Source organism: Kitasatospora sp. CB02891 (assembly GCF_002803145.1).
GTDB classification, from domain to species: Bacteria; Actinomycetota; Actinomycetes; order Streptomycetales; family Streptomycetaceae; genus Kitasatospora; species Kitasatospora griseola.
The window spans coordinates 229,500-250,225 of the sequence record NZ_NNBO01000007.1 but is presented as its reverse complement, the minus strand read 5'-3'; the positions used below and the strand labels follow the sequence as shown (position 1 = coordinate 250,225).

The 20,726-nt window shown below is 74.3% G+C and carries 15 protein-coding genes; 6 read left to right on the top strand and 9 right to left on the bottom strand.

Annotated features, from left to right (window positions below):
- Positions 1-635: 635 nt before the first annotated feature.
- On the bottom strand, positions 636-1,904 hold the full coding sequence (locus CG736_RS37115) for a DUF6350 family protein (protein ID WP_198520541.1): 1,269 nt from the start codon (positions 1,902-1,904) through the stop codon (positions 636-638).
- 117 nt (positions 1,905-2,021) lie between these two features.
- On the opposite strand from CG736_RS37115, the gene CG736_RS36305 reads away from it, so the two are divergent.
- Positions 2,022-3,650 (top strand): LuxR C-terminal-related transcriptional regulator, encoded by a 1,629-nt coding sequence (locus CG736_RS36305; RefSeq protein ID WP_198520540.1) that lies wholly within the window; start codon positions 2,022-2,024, stop codon positions 3,648-3,650.
- Between the two features lie 101 nt (positions 3,651-3,751).
- On the opposite strand, the gene sucD is transcribed toward CG736_RS36305, so the two are convergent.
- The 5 genes from sucD to CG736_RS18115 form a co-directional block, all read right to left on the bottom strand.
- The gene (gene sucD, locus CG736_RS18135; RefSeq protein ID WP_043914454.1) at positions 3,752-4,642 is read right to left on the bottom strand and encodes a succinate--CoA ligase subunit alpha; all 891 of its coding nucleotides are present in this window, start codon (positions 4,640-4,642) and stop codon (positions 3,752-3,754) included.
- A gap of 18 nt (positions 4,643-4,660) precedes the next feature.
- A complete protein-coding gene (gene sucC / locus CG736_RS18130; RefSeq protein WP_043914455.1) occupies positions 4,661-5,833 on the bottom strand; it encodes an ADP-forming succinate--CoA ligase subunit beta in 1,173 nt (390 codons plus the stop codon).
- Between the two features lie 339 nt (positions 5,834-6,172).
- Positions 6,173-7,306, bottom strand: coding sequence for a VWA domain-containing protein (locus CG736_RS18125; RefSeq protein WP_100587227.1), 1,134 nt, complete (start codon positions 7,304-7,306; stop codon positions 6,173-6,175).
- Between the two features lie 379 nt (positions 7,307-7,685).
- Positions 7,686-10,019 (bottom strand): DUF5682 family protein, encoded by a 2,334-nt coding sequence (locus CG736_RS18120; protein ID WP_100587226.1) that lies wholly within the window; start codon positions 10,017-10,019, stop codon positions 7,686-7,688.
- Positions 10,016-11,113, bottom strand: coding sequence for an AAA family ATPase (locus tag CG736_RS18115; protein WP_100587225.1), 1,098 nt, complete (start codon positions 11,111-11,113; stop codon positions 10,016-10,018). Before CG736_RS18115 ends, CG736_RS18120 begins: the two co-directional genes overlap by 4 nt.
- 550 nt (positions 11,114-11,663) lie before the next feature.
- Here CG736_RS18115 and CG736_RS18105 point away from each other — a divergent pair.
- The 4 genes from CG736_RS18105 to CG736_RS18095 all read left to right on the top strand — a co-directional run bounded on the left by CG736_RS18105 (position 11,664) and on the right by CG736_RS18095 (position 15,202).
- A complete protein-coding gene (locus CG736_RS18105) occupies positions 11,664-12,017 on the top strand; it encodes a MerR family transcriptional regulator (protein WP_100587223.1) in 354 nt (117 codons plus the stop codon).
- A gap of 41 nt (positions 12,018-12,058) precedes the next feature.
- Positions 12,059-13,372: an SWIM zinc finger family protein gene (locus tag CG736_RS18100; protein WP_100587222.1), complete on the top strand. Its 1,314-nt coding sequence runs from the start codon at positions 12,059-12,061 to the stop codon at positions 13,370-13,372.
- Between the two features lie 133 nt (positions 13,373-13,505).
- Positions 13,506-13,643 carry a hypothetical protein gene (locus CG736_RS36300; RefSeq protein WP_157815625.1) on the top strand — a complete coding sequence of 46 codons (138 nt, stop codon included), beginning with the start codon at positions 13,506-13,508 and terminating at the stop codon, positions 13,641-13,643.
- Entirely contained in the window at positions 13,640-15,202 is a 1,563-nt protein-coding gene (locus tag CG736_RS18095) for a DUF5691 domain-containing protein (protein ID WP_100587221.1), read from the top strand. The genes CG736_RS36300 and CG736_RS18095 overlap by 4 nt, the downstream gene beginning before the upstream one ends.
- Before the next feature lie 81 nt (positions 15,203-15,283).
- Here the strand turns inward: CG736_RS18095 and CG736_RS18090 are convergent, their stop codons facing one another.
- Complete coding sequence (locus CG736_RS18090; RefSeq protein ID WP_100587342.1) at positions 15,284-15,691, bottom strand: cobalamin B12-binding domain-containing protein; 408 nt, start codon at positions 15,689-15,691, stop codon at positions 15,284-15,286.
- A 282-nt stretch (positions 15,692-15,973) separates the two neighbouring features.
- Between CG736_RS18090 and CG736_RS18085 the strand changes: the two genes are divergently transcribed.
- A complete protein-coding gene (locus tag CG736_RS18085; protein WP_100587220.1) occupies positions 15,974-16,684 on the top strand; it encodes a M23 family metallopeptidase in 711 nt (236 codons plus the stop codon).
- A 16-nt stretch (positions 16,685-16,700) separates the two neighbouring features.
- Here CG736_RS18085 and pcrA read toward each other — a convergent pair whose 3' ends face one another.
- Together pcrA and CG736_RS18075 are read right to left on the bottom strand one after the other, a co-directional pair.
- The gene (gene pcrA / locus CG736_RS18080) at positions 16,701-19,334 is read right to left on the bottom strand and encodes a DNA helicase PcrA (protein WP_100587219.1); all 2,634 of its coding nucleotides are present in this window, start codon (positions 19,332-19,334) and stop codon (positions 16,701-16,703) included.
- A gap of 69 nt (positions 19,335-19,403) precedes the next feature.
- Positions 19,404-20,663, bottom strand: coding sequence for an acyltransferase (locus CG736_RS18075; RefSeq protein ID WP_100587218.1), 1,260 nt, complete (start codon positions 20,661-20,663; stop codon positions 19,404-19,406).
- Positions 20,664-20,726 lie beyond the last annotated feature (63 nt).

Genomic DNA, 20,726 nt, shown 5'->3' with positions numbered 1-20,726 from the left:
CGCTGCACGGGGCACGGCAGGGTGGGGATAGGTGGTCGAGGGACTGTCCGCTGCACGGGGCACGGCAGGACGCGAGTAGGCGGTCCAGGGACTGTCCGCTGCACGGGGCACGGCAGGGTGGGGATAGGCGGTCCAGGGACTGTCCGCTGCACGGGGCACGGCAGGACGCGAGTAGGCGCAGCCGGGGCGTTCCGCTGCGCGGGGCTCGGCGGAACGGAAGCGGGTGGAGGCGGGGCATGCCGCTGTGCGGGCGAGGGACCCGCACAGCGGGACGCTCCAGGGGCCACCCACTCCCCTGTCACCCCAGCCCCCGTGCAGCGGAACGCCCGGCTGCGCCCGTTCCTATGCCGGCCCGGCGGCCTGCCCAGGCTTCGCCCACTCCGGTCCCGCCGAGCCCTGCGCAGCGAACTACCCAGGGTTTCACTCACTCTGCCGGACCCCGCGCAGCGGAATGCCCCCGCTGCGCCCGTTCCTCATCCCGTCCCCCAGCCCCGCGCAGCGGAGTGTCCGGGGTCCCCCCTCCCCTCCCACCCCAGCCCCGCGCAGCGGACAGCCCCTCTCCCACTCCCAGCCCTGCGCAGCGGAATGGCCGGGGTCCATGTCGGCGGCGGGGTCACGGGTGGGTGGGCGGGGAGCTATGGCGCGAGGCGGCGCACCAGCCGGTAGGCGCCGGCTCGGGCGCGTACCGCCGGGCCGGGTCCGCCGTAGGTGTGGCACCAGCGGGCGAGCAGGGTGGCCGGGAGGGAGACGGCCAGCAGCCAGGCGCTCTGGGACAGGCCGAACTGCCAGGGCACCGGGCCGAGTTCGGCCATGCGTCGGGCGCCGAGCGCGCCTCCGCAGGACCAGCCGGCCAGGAGTCCGAGCGGGGCCGCGGCGAGGGCGGCGGCGGTGGCGACGCCGGCGGTCTGCGGTGCGCTCCAGCGGGTGGCGGCGCGGCCCAGCAGCAGCGCGGCGACGATCGCGGCGGCGGCGGGGACCGCGCAGGCCAGCAGGTGCCAGTCCGGGCCGCGGCGGTCGGGCAGGACGGCGAGCAGCGGGAAGTCGGGGACGGCGCCGAGCCGGGTGCCGAACGGTCCGGCGTGGCTGCCGGCGCCGACGGTGAAGCCGGGGCCGAGCGCGTAGCCCGCCGCCCAGAGCAGTGCGTTGGGTACGAGGGCCAGGCAGGCCAGCAGCATTCCGAGCCAGCCGGCGGTGTCGCCGCCGAGGCGTTGCGCGCTCTGTCCGGCCGAGCCGAGCAGCATCGCCGCCGCGAACACCGCGCCGCCGCCGGCCGTGAGCGCCGCCGCCCACCCCGCCAGGGCCCGCAGCGCGGCGGTCTCGGCGCCGTCGGCCGGCCAGATCGCGGGGGGCAGTGGCGGCCGCGGCAGCCCGCCGGGCCGACCGAGTCCGGCCCAGAGCCCGTAACCGAACGTGGCGGCTGTCAGCGCCGCGACGGCCAGCAGGTCCAGTACCGGTCGGGAGCGCAGCGCGGCCTCCGGGTCGCCGCACTGGGCGACCGCGACGGCCGCGACCAGCTGGTATCCGGCGTACATGGCCAGCGGGGAGCGCCAGCGGACGAATCCGCGCCCCCGGGCGCGCCGGGCCACTCGTCGCCCGGCGCGGACCACCAGCACCGAGACGACGATCGTGAGCAGCAGCGGGGTGACTGTCACCGGCACGGCCTCGGGGCCCCGGCCGAGCGGTGCGCCGTGACCGAGCAGCCAGAGTCCGAACGCCGTCCTGGCCGCACCCTGCGCCGAGTCGTCGCCGTAGGGGGCCAGCACCCACAGGCCGAACACCGGGACGGCGACCACCGACAGGGTGAGCAGCGCGGTGCGGACTCCGGCGAGCAGATCGGCGAGGGGGGAACGACTGTCGAGTTCGCTCGGCAGGCCGAGAATCGGACGGCCCATCAGCTGCGTCATGGGCCACATGCTGCCAAGGCCGCGCGTTACGGGGTGTCATCGCGCAAACCTTCGCCGTGTCCCGGATTATCAGTACATGTGCCTATCGACGGGACGGATTCGCAGCGGAGGAGTGCGGTGACTTCACCTTCGACCGCCGGGCCCGGGCGCACCACCGGAGACTCGCCCCGCACCCGCAAGGACGCCGCGCACCTGGTGCGCCGGCTGTCCCCGCGCGAGGCCCAGGCGCTGGCCCGGTTCGCCGCCGGCGACGACCTGCGCACCCTGGCCCGCGACCTCGGCGTCTCCCCCGGTGCCGCCCGCGCCCACCTCAACCGCGCCGCCCGCAAACTCGGCGCCCGCACCCTCGCGGAGGCCGCCGCCCTCACCGCCGCCCCGGCGGCACCGGCCGCGGCGGAGACGGTTCCCAGGGCCGAGTCCGTGACGGACGCCCCTGGCGACGCCTCGCCCCCGCCCGGTTCGCCCCCGCCCGACTCGCCCCGACGGCAGAAACGCAGGCGCGCCGGAAGTTCACCCGGATCGACGACGGGTGTCAGCGCGACGCCCGACACCCCCGCCGTCGCGGATTCGCCCGCACCGGTGCCGACGACCGCGCCCGACCCCGCCCGCCGCCCGAAGCCCGGGCCCGCGGGGCAGAGCCCGGCTCCCGGGAGCCCGGCTCCCGACGGCCCGGTCGGGGCTCCCGCCGGGTTCGCCGACTTCGCCGCGCTGGTACACACCCGGCTGGTGCAACAGACCTTCCTGCTGACCGGCCACCGGCACCGTGCCGTGCACTGCGTGCACCTCGCACTGGGGGCGGCCGGCCGGCGCTGGGAGGAGGTGTCGGCGGGGGCGGACCCGGAGGGGTGGGTGCGGTCGGAGGCGTTCGACCTGGCGCTGTCGCCGTGGCACCGGGGCGGGCCGCGCCGGGCCCGGGTGCTGCGGGCGCGGCGCCGGATCAAGGTCGCCGAGCCGGTCGTCCCGGAGCCGCCGACCCGGCTGACGCCCCGGGACCGGGCGCTGCTGAAGGCCTTGCAGCGGCTGTCCCGGCCGCGCCGCCGGGCGCTGGTGCTGCACGACACGCTGGGGCTGTCGGTGGAGCGGCTGGCGCTGGAGGTGGAGTCGAGCACGGCCGCGGCGGAGGCCCGGGTGCGTTCGGCGCGGGCGTCGCTGGCCCGGGAGGTCCCGGCGCTGGTCGGCCCCGACCCGGACGATCCGGAGTTCGTGGAGCGGCTCGGCGAACTGCTGCACAGTGCGGCGGTGCACGGCTGCCCGGGCCCCCGGCTGCCCTCCCCGGCCCTGCTGGTCGCGGACAGCCGGCTGCGCACCGGCCTGCTGACGGGCGCGGCGGCGGCGCTGACGGTGGCGGTGGGCATCGCCGTGGCGACCACCCTGCTCGGGGTGGGACCGGCCGACCTGCTGCGTCCGGACCTGCCGGACGCGACGGCCTGCACGGCGGCGGGCTCCGGCAGCGCGGGCCCGGCGGCACCGACCGGCGCCCCGGGCCTGCGCACGCCGTGGTGCGGCCCGGCGCCGGGCGTACCGGCGCGCCTGGTCGGCCCGCCGGCCCGGGTGCTGCCGTCGGTGGAGCCGTCCGACGACCGGCCCGACGACACCGACGACCCGGGCAGCGCCGACGCCCTGCCGCCCGGCCCGTTCACGGCGCACCGCCCGCTGCTGCTCCCCCTGACGGCGCACCGCCCGCTGCCGCCGCCGCTGGCCAAGGACTGCGTCCCGTTCACCCGGTGCCGCCCGGGCCGGGTCTGATCCGGCCCGGCGAACGCCGAAGGCGCCGCCCACCTCTCGGTGGGCGGCGCCTTCGTGCCGAAGCGATGTCGCCGAAGCGATGTCGCTGGAGCGGTGTCGCCTTACTTGGCGGCGGCGATCAGCTCGCGGGCCAGGCGGGCGGTCTCGGACGGCGTCTTGCCGACCTTGACACCGGCGGCCTCCAGGGCCTCCTTCTTCGCCTGGGCGGTGCCGGAGGAGCCGGAGACGATGGCGCCGGCGTGGCCCATGGTCTTGCCCTCGGGCGCGGTGAAGCCCGCGACGTAGCCGACGACCGGCTTGGTGACGTGCTCGGCGATGTAGGCCGCGGCACGCTCCTCGGCGTCGCCGCCGATCTCGCCGATCATCACGATCAGCTCGGTCTCCGGGTCCTCCTGGAACGCCTTGAGGGCGTCGATGTGGGTGGTGCCGATGACCGGGTCACCGCCGATGCCCACCGCGGAGGAGAAGCCGAGGTCGCGCAGCTCGTACATGAGCTGGTAGGTCAGGGTGCCGGACTTCGACACCAGACCGATCTTGCCCGGGCCGGTGATGTTGGCCGGGATGATGCCCGCGTTGGACTGTCCGGGGCTGATCAGGCCGGGGCAGTTCGGGCCGATGATGCGGGTCTTGTTGCCCTTGGCGCCGGCGTGGGCCCAGAACGCGGCGGTGTCGTGCACCGGAACGCCCTCGGTGATGACCACGGCGAGGCCGATCTCGGCGTCGATCGCCTCGACCACGGCGGACTTGGTGAACGCCGGCGGGACGAAGATGACGGTGACGTCGGCACCGGTCTTCTCCATCGCCTCGACCACGGTGCCGAACACCGGGACCTCGGTGCCGTCCACGTCCACGGTGGTGCCGGCCTTGCGCGGGTTCACGCCGCCGACGATCTGGGTGCCGGAGGCGAGCATGCGGCGGGTGTGCTTCATGCCCTCGGAGCCGGTCATGCCCTGGACGATGACCTTGCTGTCCTTGGTAAGGAAGATAGCCATGGTGTTAAGTCCCCTTCCTTACTTGTTGGCCAGCTCGGCGGCGCGGTCGGCGGCGCCGTCCATGGTGTCCACCTGCTGCACCAGCGGGTGGTTGGCGTCGGTCAGGATCTGACGACCCAGCTCGGCGTTGTTGCCGTCCAGACGGACGACCAGCGGCTTGGTGACGGCCTCGCCCTTGCTCTCCAGGAGCGCGAGGGCCTGCACGATGCCGTTGGCGACCGCGTCGCACGCGGTGATGCCGCCGAAGACGTTGACGAAGACCGACTTGACGTCGGTGTCGCCCAGGATGATCTCCAGGCCGTTCGCCATCACCTCGGCGGACGCGCCGCCGCCGATGTCGAGGAAGTTGGCCGGCTTCACGCCGCCGTGGTTCTCACCGGCGTACGCGACGACGTCCAGGGTGCTCATGACGAGGCCCGCGCCGTTGCCGATGATGCCGACCTGGCCGTCGAGCTTGACGTAGTTCAGGCCCTTCGCCTTGGCCGCGGCCTCCAGCGGGTTGGCGGCGGCCTTGTCCTCGAGCGCCTCGTGCTCCGGCTGGCGGAACTCGGCGTTCTCGTCGAGGGAGACCTTGCCGTCCAGCGCGATGATCTTGCCGTCGCCGGACTTGATCAGCGGGTTGACCTCGACCAGGAGGGCGTCCTCCTTGACGAAGACGACCCAGAGCTTCTGCAGGACGTCGGCGACCTGGTCGGCGATCTCGGCCGGGAACTTCGCGGCGGCGACGATCTCGGCGGCCTTCTCCGGGGTCACGCCCTCGTTGGCGTCCACCGGGATCTTGGCGAGCGCGTCCGGGTTCTCCTCGGCCACGACCTCGATCTCCACGCCGCCCTCGACGCTGGCCATGGCCAGGAAGGTGCGGTTGGTGCGGTCGAGCAGGAAGGAGACGTAGTACTCCTCCTTGATGTCCGCGGTCTGCGCCAGCATCACCTTGTGGACGGTGTGGCCCTTGATGTCCATGCCGAGGATCGCCTCGGCCTTGGCCACGGCGTCCTGCGGGTCGGACGCGAGCTTCACGCCACCGGCCTTGCCTCGGCCACCCACCTTCACCTGAGCCTTGACGACGGCTCGGCCGCCGAAGCGCTCCGCGATGGCGGCAGCGTCTGCGGCGGTCTCGATGACATCGCCGTCAAGCACGGGTACACCGTGCTTGGCGAAGAGGTCCCTCGCCTGGTACTCGAACAGGTCCACGTGTTTGTCCTTGTTCGTGGTCGCGGAATGTGTCTCTACGAGCGTGCCACGGCAGGATCTTCGCTGCGGGTCGTCGGCGCTGGGCGGGTACGCAGATGTACGGCCTTGCGGCCCACCCAGGCGCCGGGCGCATCGTGGATCAACACGCGCGTCACGTCCGCATGGCAGGTTATCCCCGGACGGCGGGCAGGTTTCGCCCGGGACCGGCTCGACCTTCGTGAGAACCGTCACAGCGGACCTGGTCCGGCGTGTCGACGGCCGCCCGCGACCCCGCGGCGCACGACGGTCCACCGCACCACACGATCACCCGGACGGGTGGCGTCAGCCGCCATTGACCGGTCACTGCCGGTTCGGCACCGGCAGCGGACGCTTCTCGATCGCGGCCGCCATGATGTCCGGGAACGCGTCCGGGGTGCAGGCGAACGCCGGGGCCCCCAACGCGGCCAGCGCCTGCGCGTGCGCGTGGTCGTACGCCGGCGCGCCCTCGTCGGACAGCGCCAGCAGCGCGATGAACTGCACCCCCGACGCCTTCATCGACGCCACCCGCTTCAGCATCTCGTCCCGGATGCCGCCCTCGTACAGGTCGCTGATCAGCACCACGATCGTCTCCGACGGGCGGGTGATCTTCGACTGGCAGTACGCCAGCGCCCGGTTGATGTCGGTGCCGCCGCCCAACTGGGTCGCGAACAGCACGTCCACCGGGTCGCTCAGCTGCTCGGTCAGGTCCACCACCGAGGTGTCGAACACCACCAGCCGGGTGTCCAGGCTGTGCATCGACGCCAGCACCGTGCCGAACACGGCCGAGTGCACCACCGACGGCGCCATCGACCCCGACTGGTCGATGCACAGGATCACGTCCTTCTTCACCGCCCGCTGCGCCCGCGCGTAGCCGACCAGCCGCTCCGGCACCACCGTCCGGTACTCCGGCAGGTACTTCGACAGGTTGGCCCGGATGGTCCGGTCCCAGTCGATGTCCCGGTGCCTGGGCCGGTTCACCTTGGCGCTGCGGTCCAGCGCCCCGCCCAGCGTCGAGCGGGTCTTGTCGGCCAGCCGGCGCTCCAGCTCCGCGACCACCTTGCCGACCACCATCCGGGCCGACTCCCGGGTGGTCTCCGGCAGCGCGTGCTTCAGCGACAGCAGCGTCCCCACCAGGTGCACGTCCGGCTCCACCGCGGCCAGCATCTCCGGCTCCAGCAGCAGCCGGTCCAGCCCCAGCCGGGAGATCGCGTCCTGCTGCATCAGCTGCACCACGCTGGTCGGGAAGTACTCCCGGATGTCCCCCAACCACCGCGCCACCTGCGGCGCAGACCCCCCGAGCCCCGCCGACCGCTTCCCGTCCTCCCGGTACAGCGCCCCGAGCGCCCCGTCCATCCCCGCATCCCGCCGCGACAGCCGGACCCCGGTCCCGTCCCCCTCGGCTCCCAGGACGAGCCGCCACCGCCGCATCCGCTCATCATCCTGACGGACAGTCATCTGAACTCACTCCTCACCCGCAGGGAAAGCTGCGCGAAGCGGAAGAAACAAGGGAACGGGCCGGACCCCCGCAGGCCGCCCGAGCTGCGCCCCGTCAGGGGCGCGTGGGGGCATCTCCCGGCCCGCCAGGGCCGGGGAGAACTGCGCGGAGCGGAAGGGACGGAGGGGCAAGATCGGGGCAGGGCGGCAACCGCGCCCTGCGGGCCGCCCGGCGCAGCCGGAACACCACCGATCCTGCCGCCCGCCTACGACATCGCACGCCCCGTCAGGGCCGGGCAGAACTGCGCGGTGCGGGAGGAGCAGCGGGCACGATCGGGGCACTGCAGCACCTGCGGGCACAGCGGGCCCACCACTGATCGCATCCCCCGCCCACGACACGTCAGCTCGCGCGGCGGTCCGCCTGGCGCGGGATGACCGCTTGCCGCACGCCCAGGAGCAGCGCCAGCACGGGCGTCGCCGCGTCCGCGCGCTCCGCGTCCAGCTCGATGTCGGGGCCGCTGTCCACCACGGAAGTGCTCAGCGGTCCGGCGGCGACCCGGGAGCCGATGGTGTGGCGGACGCCCGTCTCCAGGGAGGAGAAGGTGCGGCGCAGGATCGGCAGCAGGTCGGTGAAGGTCTCGGCGGGGACGCCGCACAGCCAGGTGTCGAGCAGCCCGAGCAGGGCCGGGTCGTGCAGGAGCATCGCGCCGCCGCCGGAGACCAGGCCCTCGACCCAGCCGGCGGCGTCCAGCGGACCGGAGGCGACCGAGAGGACCAGGCCGAGCCGCCGGCCGGCCTCCGCGGTGTCGATCCGGCCGTCGTCGAGCAGCAGTCGGACGGCGCGGCCGCGGAGCAGTCCGGGGACGCCGGTGGCCGGTCCGCCGTGCGGTTCGCGGGCGGCGAGCGCGGTGAGGGTGCCGGCCCACCGTTCGCCGACGGCGGTGTCGGAGAGCAGGGCGATCGCCTGGTGGACGGCGTCGATCTCGGTGCGGCGGGCACTCGCGCCGTCCGTGTCGAGGCCGGTGCAGGCCGCGGGCAGGGCGACGCAGAGCCGTTCGGCGAGGCCGAGCGCGACGGCGGTGAGCGCGCTGGTGTCGGTGGCGCGGACGTCGCCGTAGCGCAGGGTGCGGACCAGGGCGGGCAGTGCGGTGGCGAGGTGTCCGGCGTCGGTGTCGAGCGCGGCGCGGTCGGCGAGCCGCCGCATCACCTCGGGCAGGGCGTCGGGGAGCGCGGCCAGCAGGCAGTGCTCGGCGAGTTCGGTGAGCGCGGTGAGCTCGGCGCCGGCCGCGTCGGCGACCGCCTTGCCGGTGGCGGCGCCCAGCACGGTGGTGCCCCACTGGCCGGCCTCGACCAGACGGACGGCGTACTCGGGTTCCCAGACGAGCTGCCAGGTCTCCCGGAAGGTGCCGGTGGACTGCACGCTGTCGCGGACCGGCCGGCCCCAGTGCAGGCCGAGCAGCCGCAGCCGGTGCAGCAGTCGGGAGCGCTCGGCGTCGAGGTCCTTGCGCAGGTCGAGGACGAGTTCGCGGCCGGTCGCCTCGGGCTTGAGCCGCAGGGTGCGCTGAAGGCGCGTCAGGTCGCGCTGCAGCGGCACCGCGGGCGCGTCCTCGGGGACCTCGCCGAGCGCGTCGCCGACCACCAGCCGGTCGTGGACCAGGGCGAGGGCCAGGTCGGAGCCGTCGCACATGACGGCGCGGACCGCGTCCAGGGTCTCGGTGAGGCCGGGCAGCGGGCGGCCGCGCATCGCGGCGAGGGTGTCGGCCAGCCGGATCGCCTCGATGACGTGCGCGGAGGAGACCGGGTGGTCCTCGGCGCGCAGCAGCTCGGCGACCTTGGTCATCCAGCGGGCGATCGGCTGCTCGGGCGTGGTGTACAGGTGGTGGTACCAGCCGGGCGAGTCGATGCCGGCGCCGTAGCCGGTGTGCTGGGACAGCCGCCGGTGGGTCCACGGCACCCAGGTGAGTTCGGTCTTCACCTTCTTGGGGAGTTCGGCGAGCAGCGCCCGGTCGTGCGCGACGGTCGGCATGACGGCCAGCGCGGGGACGTGCCAGGCGCCGCAGACCACGGCGATCCGCTGGTGCCCGGCCCGGCGGGCGGCCCGGACCTGCTGCCGCATGGCGGCCTCGCGGATCTCGTCGCGCCGCTCGACGGGGTGGTGCTCGCGCAGCGCGGCCATCGCCTCGGCGAGGGCGGCGAACGGGGCGAGAGGGTCGGCGCCGGGGGTGCGGTGCTCGATCACGTCCTCCCACCAGGCCTCCGGGTCGGGATGTCCGGCGGCGGCGGCGAGTTCGGCGATCGGGTCGACGGGGGCGGGCCCGGAAGTGCCCCCCGGCACTCCCGGCCCCTGCTCCCCCTCTTCTGACGCGCCGTCGGCCGGGAATGTCGCATCCGGATCGGCGCCGCGCGGTGGGAGCGCGAGACTCTGCCCGGCGGGCAGGTCGATGAACCGGACCGGCACCCCGGCGTCCGCGGCGTGCCGCAGCGCCACCCACTCGGGGGAGAACTCGGCGTACGGCCAGAACGCGGCCCGCGCCGGGTCGTCGCTGACGTGGGCGAGCAGGGCGACCGGCGGGACCATGTCCTTCTCGGCGGCCAGCGCGGTCAGGTCGTCGGCCTCCGGGGGTCCCTCGATCAGCACCGCGTCGGGCTGCAGGGCGGCCAGCGCGGCGGCGACCGCGCGGGCCGAGCCGGGGCCGTGGTGGCGCACCCCGAGCAGCGTCACCTGGGCACTCACGCGGAGACCTCCCGGGCGGCCCGGTAGAAGTCCTTCCAGCCGTCGCGGTCGCGGACCACGCCTTCCACGTACTCGCGCCACACCTGCCGGTCGGCGACCGGGTCGCGGACCACGGCGCCGACGATGCCGTCCGCGACGTCGCCGGCCCGCAGCACGCCGTCGCCGAAGTGGGTGGCCAGCGCGAGGCCGTTGGTGACCACCGAGATCGCCTCGGCGGTGGACAGCGTGCCGCTGGGGGTCTTCACCTTGGTGCGGCCGTCGGCGGTCAGGCCGGCCCGCAGCTCGCGGAAGACGGTGACCACCCGGCGGATCTCCTCGGCGCCGCCCGGCAGTTCGGGCAGGTCGAGGGAGCGGCCGAGCTGGCCGACCCGGCGGGTGACGATCTCCACCTCCTCGTCGAGGGTGGCGGGCAGTGGCAGCACCACGGTGTTGAACCGGCGGCGCAGCGCGGAGGAGAGCTCGTTGACGCCGCGGTCGCGGTCGTTGGCGGTGGCGATCACGTTGAAGCCGCGCACCGCCTGCACCTCGGTGCCGAGTTCGGGCACCGGCAGGGTCTTCTCCGACAGGATGGTGATCAGGCTGTCCTGCACGTCGGCGGGGATGCGGGTGAGCTCCTCGACGCGGGCGATCTGCCCGTCCCGCATGGCCCGCATCAGCGGGGACGGCACCAGGGCGTCCTCGCTGGGCCCGTGGGCGAGCAGCTGCGCGTAGTTCCACCCGTAGCGGACCGCCTCCTCCGGGGTGCCCGCGGTGCCCTGGACGAGCAGCGTGGAGTCGCCCGAGATCGCGGCGGCCAGGTGCTCGGACACCCAGGTCTTGGCCGTGCCGGGCACACCGAGCAGCAGCAGCGCCCGGTCGGTGGCCAGCGTCGTGACGGCGACCTCGATCACCCGGCGCGGCCCGATGTACTTGGGCGTGATCACCGTCCCGTCGGCGAGCTCCCCGCCCAACAGGTACGTGGCGACCGCCCACGGCGACAGCCGCCAACGCTCCGGCCGCACCCGGTCGTCATGCCGGGCAAGGGCGGCCAACTCCTCGCCGAACGCGTCCTCGGCGTGCTGCCGCAGGACCTCGCTGGTCGTCTGGGTGGTCATCGACTGCTCCGATCTCACGGGACGTCAGAACACTGCGCAGAAAGGGCGCGAAGAGGGAATGGCACGGCGCTGACCTGGGGATACGTACTCCCGTTCGGGCCGTGCGAGACCTACTCTGCACCCCGCCACCGACAATTCCGCCGACCCCGTGCCGCAGCCGTCCGGTCGGCGACGAGCGGCCACAACTGGGCCGCGCCGAAGGCCGGCTCGACGCCCACAGCAGGCCGGTCGCGCCGTGGGCCAGGGCCTGCCGGCAGGCGAACAGGAGGCGGGCGGCGCTGTCGTAGCGGCCGTGCACCGGGAGGGGGCGGAGCAGGCGCAGGAGGGCCCACACCACGACCAGGGAGCCCATCAGGTTGGCGAACAGGGTCAGCACCGGTTCGGGCGGGGGGAGTTCGCCCGCTCCGAGGGTGCGGCCGGCCGCGGGCACGGATCGTACGGAGGGAACCGGATGTCATCGGCGGGCTCCTTCGGGCCTCGGCGGCGGGGGCCCGCCCAGGTTCGACCCTGGAGCACTGTTCAAGGTCAAGTCGCCGACGGAGGAAGGGACATGAGGATCGGGGAACTCGCCGAGCGGGCCGGGCCGAGCCACGACGCCGTCCGGTTCTACGAGCGCACCGGGCTGCTGACGGCCCACCGGCTGCCGAACGGCTACCGCGACTTCCCGCCGGAGGCGGTGCCCTGGCTGCGGTACGTCCGCACCGCGCAGGCGCTCGGCTTCTCGCTCGCCGAGATCGCCCGCACCGGCGCGGAACCGGACGGCGCACCGGACGCCGCCGAGCGGCTGTCGGCGCTGCTGCGGGAGAAGATCGCCCTGATCGACGCCCGCACCGCCGAGCTCGCGGCGCTGCGCGCGGATCTCGTCGAGCGGGTCGGCTCGGGCTGTCCATCGGCCCCGGCCTGACCGTCCCTCAACTGTCAGTGGCGCCGCCTAGCGTCGTGGGCATGGAGGAACGCTGGAGCACCGAACACGTCCTTTCCCTGGCCCCCGACCCGGCGTCCCAGAAAGCCGCGGGCAAGCTCTCCGGGCCCGCACCGTGGAGTGGCGCCGGCACCGGTCAGGGCGCGCTGTGGGGCCTGTGCAAGGGCAGCGGCAGCACGCCGTACCGGACGGCGGTGGAGCTCGGCACCCCCGCCTACAAGTGCAGTTGCCCGAGCCGGAAGTTCCCGTGCAAGCACGCCCTGGGCCTGCTGCTGCTGTGGGCGTCCGGGCCGGAGGCCGTCACCGCGGCCGCCGAGGCGCCCGACTGGGTGTCGGAGTGGCTGAACGGCCGCAGCCAGGCCGCCGCCGACAAGGCCGCCAAGCAGCAGGCGAAGGCCGCCGACGCGGATCCGGAGGCCGCCCGCAAGCGGGCCGCCAAGCGTTCCGCGCGGGTCGCCGCGGGCGCGCTCGACCTGCGGCTGCGGCTGGCCGACGGCATCCGCCGGGGCCTCGCCGATCCGCCGCCCGCGGGCGCCTGGGACGAGGTCGCGGCCCGCATGGTCGACGCCCAGGCCCCGGGCCTGGCCGGCCGGGTCCGGGCGCTGGCCGACACCCCGCAGGACGCTCTGCTGGAGGAGTACGCGATGCTGCACCTGCTGGCCGGCGCGTACGGCCGGATCGACGCCCTGCCGGAGGCGCTCGCCGCGACCGTCCGCACCCGGGTCGGCTTCACCACCGACACCGCCGAACTGCTCGCCGGCCCGACCGTCCGCGACCGCTGGCAGGTCCTCGGCAGCCGGGACACCGCCGACGAGCGGCTCACCACCCGCCGGGTGTGGCTGCGCGGCGCGAAGACCGGCCGTGACGCCCTGCTGCTGGCCTTCGGCCGCCCCGGCCAGGCCCCCGACCTGGCGCTGCCCACCGGCCGGCTGCTGGAGGCCGACGTCGCCTTCCACCCGGGCGCCCGCCCCCTGCGCGCCGTCCTCGGCACCCGGTACGGCGACCCCGAGCCGGCCCCGGCGGCCGTGCCCGCCGGGTTCTCCCCGGCGGAGGCGCTGGCCGCGTACGGCGACGCCGTCGCCGAGGACCCGTGGCTGGACAGCTGGCCGGCCGTCCTCACCGACGTCGTCCCCGTCCTCACCCCGGACGGCTGGCAGCTCACCGACGGCCGGCACACCCTTCCGGTGCGCCGCGGCGCGCTCGCCGACGCCGCGCTGTGGCGTCTCGCCGCGGTCTCCGCCGGCCACCCCGTCACGCTGTTCGGCGAGTGCGGCCACGCCGGCTTCACGCCCGTCACCGCCTGGGACGCCGAGCACCGCCCCGTCGGCCTCGGCTGACCGACAGCCTCCACCCGCACGCCTGACGCCACGTCACGGCCTCGGCATGCCCGAAAAAAGCCACCACACCCGACCGACCGGCCCTTCGGCGCTCCCCGGCGTCTCCCGACGGCCCGTCAACCGGAGGAACCACATGTCCTGCATCCGCACCCGCCAGCGCGCCGCCGTCCGACGCATCTGCCTGCACCACGCCGCCCGCCGCGCCGCCACCGCCAGCGGCTGGGGCCGGCACCACCGCACCGACGCCCGCCCGATCGGGGGCCGCGCATGACCGCCGCCGCCCTCGCCGGCGACCAGTGGGCCAACCTGCAGGGCGCGGCCCTGCTCGGCACCGACCGCCGCCCGCTGCCCGAACCCGGCACGCCGCTCGCCGAGTCCGTGGACCGCACCGACCCGGCCACCGCGCTGCTCGACCTGGCCGCCCTCGCCGCGGTCCGCCGCCGGGCCGGCGCGCTGCCCGCGCCCGCCGTGGACGCCCCCGCGCCCGCCCCGGACGACACCCGCCCGGCACTGCCCGAACCCGCCGCCCGCCGGCTCGCCGTACTGCTCGGCACCCGCGGCGGCCACGGCTCCACCGCCAACCTGGCCGAGCTGCTCCCGCAGTGGCTGGCCGCGGCCCGCGCGCGCGGCTACCGACCGCCGCCCGCGCTCGTCCCGGCGCTGCTGGACACCGCCCGGGCCCGTTCCGAGCTGCGCGGCGACGCCGTCACGCTGGCCGGCCCGCTCGGCCGCTGGCTGGCCCCGCAGAACCCCGACTGGCGGTACGTCACCCGGACCGCCGCCGACCACGACGACCTCGACCGGCCCGGCGAACTCCTCTGGCAGGAAGGACTGTTCGCCGAACGAGTCACCCACCTGACCCGGCTGCGCCGGACCGACCCGGCGGCCGGCCTGGCCCTGCTCGCCTCCACCTGGCCGACCGAACGGGCCGAGGACCGGGTGCTGTTCCTCGACGCGCTGCAGGACGGACTGTCCGCCGCCGACGAGGAGTTCCTGGAGGCCGCGCTCGGCGACCGTTCCAAGAACGTCCGCGCCACCGCCGCCGAACTGCTCTCCACGCTGCCCGGCTCGGCGCTCGCCGCCCGGATGGCCGACCGCGCCCGCGCGGCCGTCCGGTTCGCGGACGGCCGGCTGCGCATCACCCCGCCGGACGCCTGCGACGCCGCCATGCAGCGCGACGGCATACCCGTCAAGTCGCCCACCGGGCGCGGCGAACGGGCCTGGTGGTTCGGCGAGGTCGCGGCCGCCGCCCCGCTGGCGCTGTGGACCGCCGACACCGGGCTGACCCCGGACCGGCTGCTCGCCGTGCCCACCGTGGACGCGGACGGCGGCGGCGGCGCGGAGTGGGCCGAGGACCTGCGCGAGGCGTGGGCCCGCGCCGCCGTCCGCCAGCAGAACGCCGACTGGGCGCGGGCGCTGCTCGGCGCCCCGCCCCGGCCCGGCCGGGAGAGCCGCACCCCGGGCGCGCCCGCGAAGCTGCTCGCCGTCCTGTCGCCCGCCGAACGCGCCGCCTGGACGGCCGCGTTCGTGCAGACCCACGGCCTCGGCGACGCCTTCCAGCTGCTCGGCGCCTGCGCCACCCCGTGGACGCCGCCGCTGTCGACCGCCGTGGTCGCCGCCTTGAAGCGGGCCGCGGAGCTCGGCTCGTACCCGTGGAGCCACAGCGGCGTCCTCGGCATGACCGAGCGCGCCCTCGCCCCGGAGACCGCGCCGGCGGTCGAGGCGCTGGCCGCCGACACCTCCCCCGACACCGCCTGGTCCGACACCTTCACCCGGCTCGCCGGCACCCTGCGGTTCCGGCAGGCGATGCTCGCCGAGCTCGCCGGGTAGCGGACGAGGGGCGAACGGGGGCCCGTCAGCGCAGCACAGCGGCCCCGGGCGAGTCCGTCGCCCGGGGCCGCTGCGGCACGATCAGCTGGCGGTGCGCAGGTTCGCCTCGACCCAGCTCACCACGTCCTGGGTGGAGGTGCCGGGGGTGAAGATGTCGGCGACGCCCAGCGACTTCAGCTCCGCGATGTCCGCGTCCGGGATGATCCCGCCGCAGAAGACCTTGATGTCGGCCGCGTCGCGCTCCTTGAGCAGCTCGATCACCTTCGCGCAGAGCGTCATGTGCGCGCCCGACAGGATGGACAGGCCGATGCCGTCCGCGTCCTCCTGGATCGCCGTGTCGACGATCTGCTCGGGCGTCTGGTGCAGGCCGGTGTAGATGACCTCCATGCCCGCGTCGCGCAGCGCCCGCGCGATGACCTTGGCGCCCCGGTCGTGCCCGTCGAGACCGGGCTTGGCGACCACTACTCGGATCGGCCCTGACACAACCATGACTGCCTCCTGGACCACGTCGTCCACCACCCGGCCGACCTCGTCGCGGGGGCGTGTTAACCACTTTTAACAGATCTGAGGGGAGGGTAGCGGCCCGGCGGGGCCGCCGTCCTTTCCCGCCGGTCAAGACGAGGGGAAAATCACAGCCCACCCCGCCTGCCGACCCCGGCCGCCGTCGCGCCACGCCTGCTGAAATGCACTCTTTGTCCGCTCTGTCGACACCCCGCTACAGTCTCGACCGCGTCCTCCCGTACGTCCCCGAGCCGCCGCGAGGTGACAGCCGTGGTCCCCAGCAGCCGTGCCGCCGCCCGTGCCGAGCGCCGGGCGCGGGCCCGCAGCGCCACCAGGACGGCGGTGCTGGCGGTCGCGCTGCCCTCGGCGGCGGCGCTGGGCGTGTTCGCGGCCGCCGTCGCCTCCGCGCACCCGCCGCCGCACCGGCCGCCGAGCGCCGCCCCGCTCCCCGGCGGGCCGGACCGGCCGGCCGCCGCCCGGCCGGAGCTCCCCGACCGCGCCGACCGGACGAGCCGTCAGCCCGCCGACCTGACGGCCGAACCGGCGGCCCGGCGGGCCGAGGAGGAGCAGGCGGCCGCGCCGGCCGGGCGCTTCTCGCTGCCGGTGGCCCGGCCCGGCCTGAGCGCGGTGTTCGGCGAGCCCGGCGCGCACTGGTCCGCGCGGCACACCGGCATCGACTTCCCGGTGTCGTCCGGCACCCCGGTGCTGGCCGTCACCGACGGCGCCGTCGGCACCCGGTGGCACCCGGCGTACGGCCGGCTGGCGACGGTCACCGCCCCCGACGGCACCCGCACCCTGTACGGGCACCTGCGCGCGTACCGGATCCTGCGCGGCCCGGTCCGGGCCGGCGAGGTGATCGGCTGGTCCGGCAGCACCGGCAACAGCACCGGGCCGCACCTGCACTTCGAGGTGCGGCCCGACGGCGAGACCCCCGTCGACCCGGTGCCGTGGCTGCTGGAACGCGGCCTCGACCCCCGCTGAGGCCGGGGCCGGTCGGTCAGAGCTTCTCGACCGGGGCGTAGCGCAGCAGCAGTTCCTTGCGCCCCGCGGTGCCGAAGTCGACGGTGGCGCGGGCCTTGTCACCGACGCCCTGAGTGGCGACCACGGTGCCCAGGCCAAAGCTGTCGTGGCTGACCCGGTCGCCGACGGCGAGCGCCACCACCTCCCGGTCGACCACGGTGCGCGCCGACTTGCCCCAGCCGGCCTTCGGCGAGGCGCTCGCCGAGAAGCCGCTGCCGCCGCCGCTGCTGCGACCGCCCGAGGACGACGAGGACGAGGAGAAGCGGGAGGCGGGCACGGCGGCCGCGCCGGTGCGCTTCCACTCGATCAGGTTCTCCGGGATCTCCTCCAGGAACCGGGACGCCGGGTTGTACGACGGCTGCCCCCAGGCGCTGCGCAGCACCGACCTGGTCAGGAAGAGCCGCTGCCGGGCCCGGGTCAGGCCGACATAGGCGAGGCGCCGCTCCTCCTCCAGTTCCTTGACCTGGTTCAGCGCCCGCATGTGCGGGAAGATCCCGTCCTCCATGCCGGTGAGGAAGACCACCGGGAACTCCAGGCCCTTGGCGGTGTGCAGGGTCATCATCGTGATGACGCCCGCGCCGTCCTCGTCGTCGGGGATCTGGTCGGAGTCGGCGACCAAGGCGACCCGCTCCAGGAAGTCCGCCAGCGAGCCGACCGGCGGGCCCTCGTCGCCCTCGGGCCGCTCCCCCGGGTCCTTCTCGTACTCCAGCGCCACGGACGCGAGCTCCTGGAGGTTCTCCACCCGGGTCTCGTCCTGCGGGTCGGTGGACGACTGGAGTTCGGCCAGGTAACCGGTCTCCTCCAGGACGGCCTCCAGCACCGCGGCCGGCCCGGCCCCGGACTCGACCACCTGGCGCAGCCCGGCCATCAGGTCGTTGAACTTCTTCACCGCGTTGGCGGAGCGCGCCGCCATCCCGTACGCCTCGTCGACCCGGCGCAGCGCCTGCGCGAAGGAGATCCGCTCGCGCGAGGAGAGCGCGTCGATCATCGCCTCGGCGCGTTCGCCGATGCCGCGCTTGGGCACGTTGAGGATCCGGCGCAGCGGCACGGTGTCCTCCGGGTTGGACAGCACCCGCAGGTACGCGAGGACGTCCTTGACCTCCTTGCGCTCGTAGAAGCGCACCCCGCCGACCACCTTGTACGGCAGGCCGACCCGGATGAACACCTCCTCGAACACCCGGGACTGCGCGTTGGTGCGGTAGAAGATCGCCACGTCGCCGGGGCGGGCGTGGCCGGCGTCGGTGAGCCGGTCGATCTCGTCGGCGATGAACTGGGCCTCGCCGTGCTCGTCGTCGGCGACGTAGCCGACCACCTGCTCGCCCTGGTCGCCGGCCGTCCACAGGTTCTTCTTGCGGCGGTTGGTGTTCCGTTCGATCACCGAGTTCGCGGCGGTCAGGATGGTCTGGGTGGAGCGGTAGTTCTGCTCCAGCAGGATCGTCGTCGCGTTCGGGTAGTCCTCCTCGAACGCGAGGATGTTGCGGATCGTCGCGCCGCGGAAGGCGTAGATCGACTGGTCGGCGTCACCGACCACGCACAGCTCGGCGGGCGCGATCTGCGCCAGCCGGGCCTCCGTCGGGTCGACGAAGTCGCCGTCCGCGGTCATCCGCGGGGCGTGCGCGGCCGAGCCGCCGGACAGCTCCCGCACCAGCGTGTACTGGGCGTGGTTGGTGTCCTGGTACTCGTCGACCAGGATGTGCCGGAACCTGCGCCGGTAGTGCTCGGCGACGTCCGGGAACGCCTGCAGCAGGTTGACGGTGGTCATGATGATGTCGTCGAAGTCCAGCGCGTTGGCCTCGCGCAGGCGCCGCTGGTAGAGGAAGTACGCCTCGGCGAGCTTCTTCTCCATCGGGTTCGCGGCCTGGTCGGCGTACGTCTCCTCGTCGATCAGCTCGTTCTTGAGGTTGCTGACCTTCGCGGTGAACGACTTCGGCGGGAACTGCTTCGGGTCGAGGTCCAGGTCCCGGCAGACCAGCGCCATCAGGCGCTGCGAGTCCGCCGAGTCGTAGATCGAGAAGCTGGAGCTCATGCCCAGCAGCTTCGCCTCGCGGCGCAGGATCCGGACGCACGCGCTGTGGAACGTCGACACCCACATCGCCTTGGCGCGCGGGCCGACCAGCGCCTCCACGCGTTCGCGCATCTCGCCGGCGGCCTTGTTGGTGAAGGTGATCGCCAGGATCTCGCCGGGCTGCACGCCCCGCGCGGCCAGCAGGTACGCGATCCGGTGGGTCAGCACCCGGGTCTTGCCGGAGCCCGCGCCGGCCACGATCAGCAGCGGCGAGCCGTGGTGCAGCACCGCCTCGCGCTGCGGGTCGTTCATGCCCTCCAGCAGCTGCGCCGGGTCCACCACGGTGCGCGCCGTGCCGTTGCGGTGCCAGGCGTCGCGCTCGGACTCGGCGGCGTGGTCGGTGGCGAACAGCCCGTCCGGGATGTCCTCCTCCGCGCCGTACCCGGGGTCGTACGGCGGCTCGTCGTACGGTTCGTCCGCGGGCGGCGCCTCCTCGTCGGACCACGACGTCAGGGGCGGCTGCTGCACCGCGCCGGGGCGGCGGCTCGACCCGACGGCAGGACGCTCGAAGCCGGGGAGCGGGAGGTCATCGAAGAGGCTAGTCATGGCCCTTCGAGTCTATGGCCCTGCACCGACAAGCCCGGCCGGTTCCGACGGAACCGGCCGGGCCCGGGGTCAGGACTCGGCGCCGACGGCCTGCCGCTCGCGGGCCGCTTCCTCGGCGGCGAGCCTGGCCTTCTTCTCGCGCTTGGCCAGCGCCTCCCGGGCGTCGATGCCGCGCATCCGCTCGAAGGACTTCTCCAGACCGCGGTTGAGCAGCTTCGATCCGGGCTTCTCTATGTACCGGTTCACCAGCCACGACGCGACCAGCATGCCGCCGATCACGATCCCGGCCTCGGCGTACGGCCCGACCTTGCCCTGCAGGTGGACCAGGAACCACCAGCCGATCACCTGGTGCAGCAGGTACAGCGGGTAGGTCATCGCGCCGAGCACCGTCAGCCAGGGCCACTTGACCCAGCGGAACCAGCCGAGCGCGGTGCCCGCGACCACGACGAACGCCAGGGTCATCAGGATCAGCAGCTTGGTGTAGGACAGCGTGTCGCCGGAGAAGGCCTGGTAGTCCGACATGATCTTGTGCAGCTTGTTCTGGGCGAGCAGCCAGGAGAACCCGACGATCCCCCACAGCAGCAGGTCCTGCCCGTACCGGTACATCAGGTACATCGCGATGCCGGCGACGAAGAACGACGAGTAGTCGGGGAAGAAGATCAGGTCCAGGAACGGCAGTCCGGAGGCGGTGGTGAGCACCGACGCGAAGGTCCACATCGCACAGAACGCGACCACCCGCCGGTACGTCAGCCCGAACGCGACCACCAGGCCGAACAGCACGTAGAAGCGCAGCTCGATCCAGAGCGTCCAGTACACCGGGTCGACGTCCCAGACGCCCTCGCCCTTCTGAACCATCGTCAGGTTGGTCAGCACGTCCGAGTACCGGAACAGCTTGCCGTTCCACATCCAGTTCGGACGGGTGTACAGGATCAGTGCGCCGGCCAGCAGCACCCCGAACCAGTAGGCCGGGAACAGCCGGACCACCCGGGAGCGGAAGAACGCCCCGGAGGTCTTGCCCCAGCAGGACATGCAGATCACGAACCCGCTGATCAGGAAGAACAGCTCGACGCCGATCCAGCTGTACTTCCCGATGTCGTGCAGGACGGGTATCACGTCCGAAGTGCGGCCGCCCCACACGTCCTTCGGCCAGCCCTGGTAGCCCGCGTAGTGCCAGAGCACGACACCCAGCGCGGCCAGCAGCCGCAGCAGGTCGAGCAGGTACAGCCGGGGCCGGGGGGCCGTTCCGGGGAGCGGCCGACCCGCCCCGTCACCTGCGGCGGGAGCGGGCCCGCGCAGCCTCGGCGGCACCACGCTCTGGTCGTAGGACATCGAAGGGACTCTTTCCGCAGCAGGGATTCCGGCACGGGAAAGGAGCACCGTGCGCGGACAACA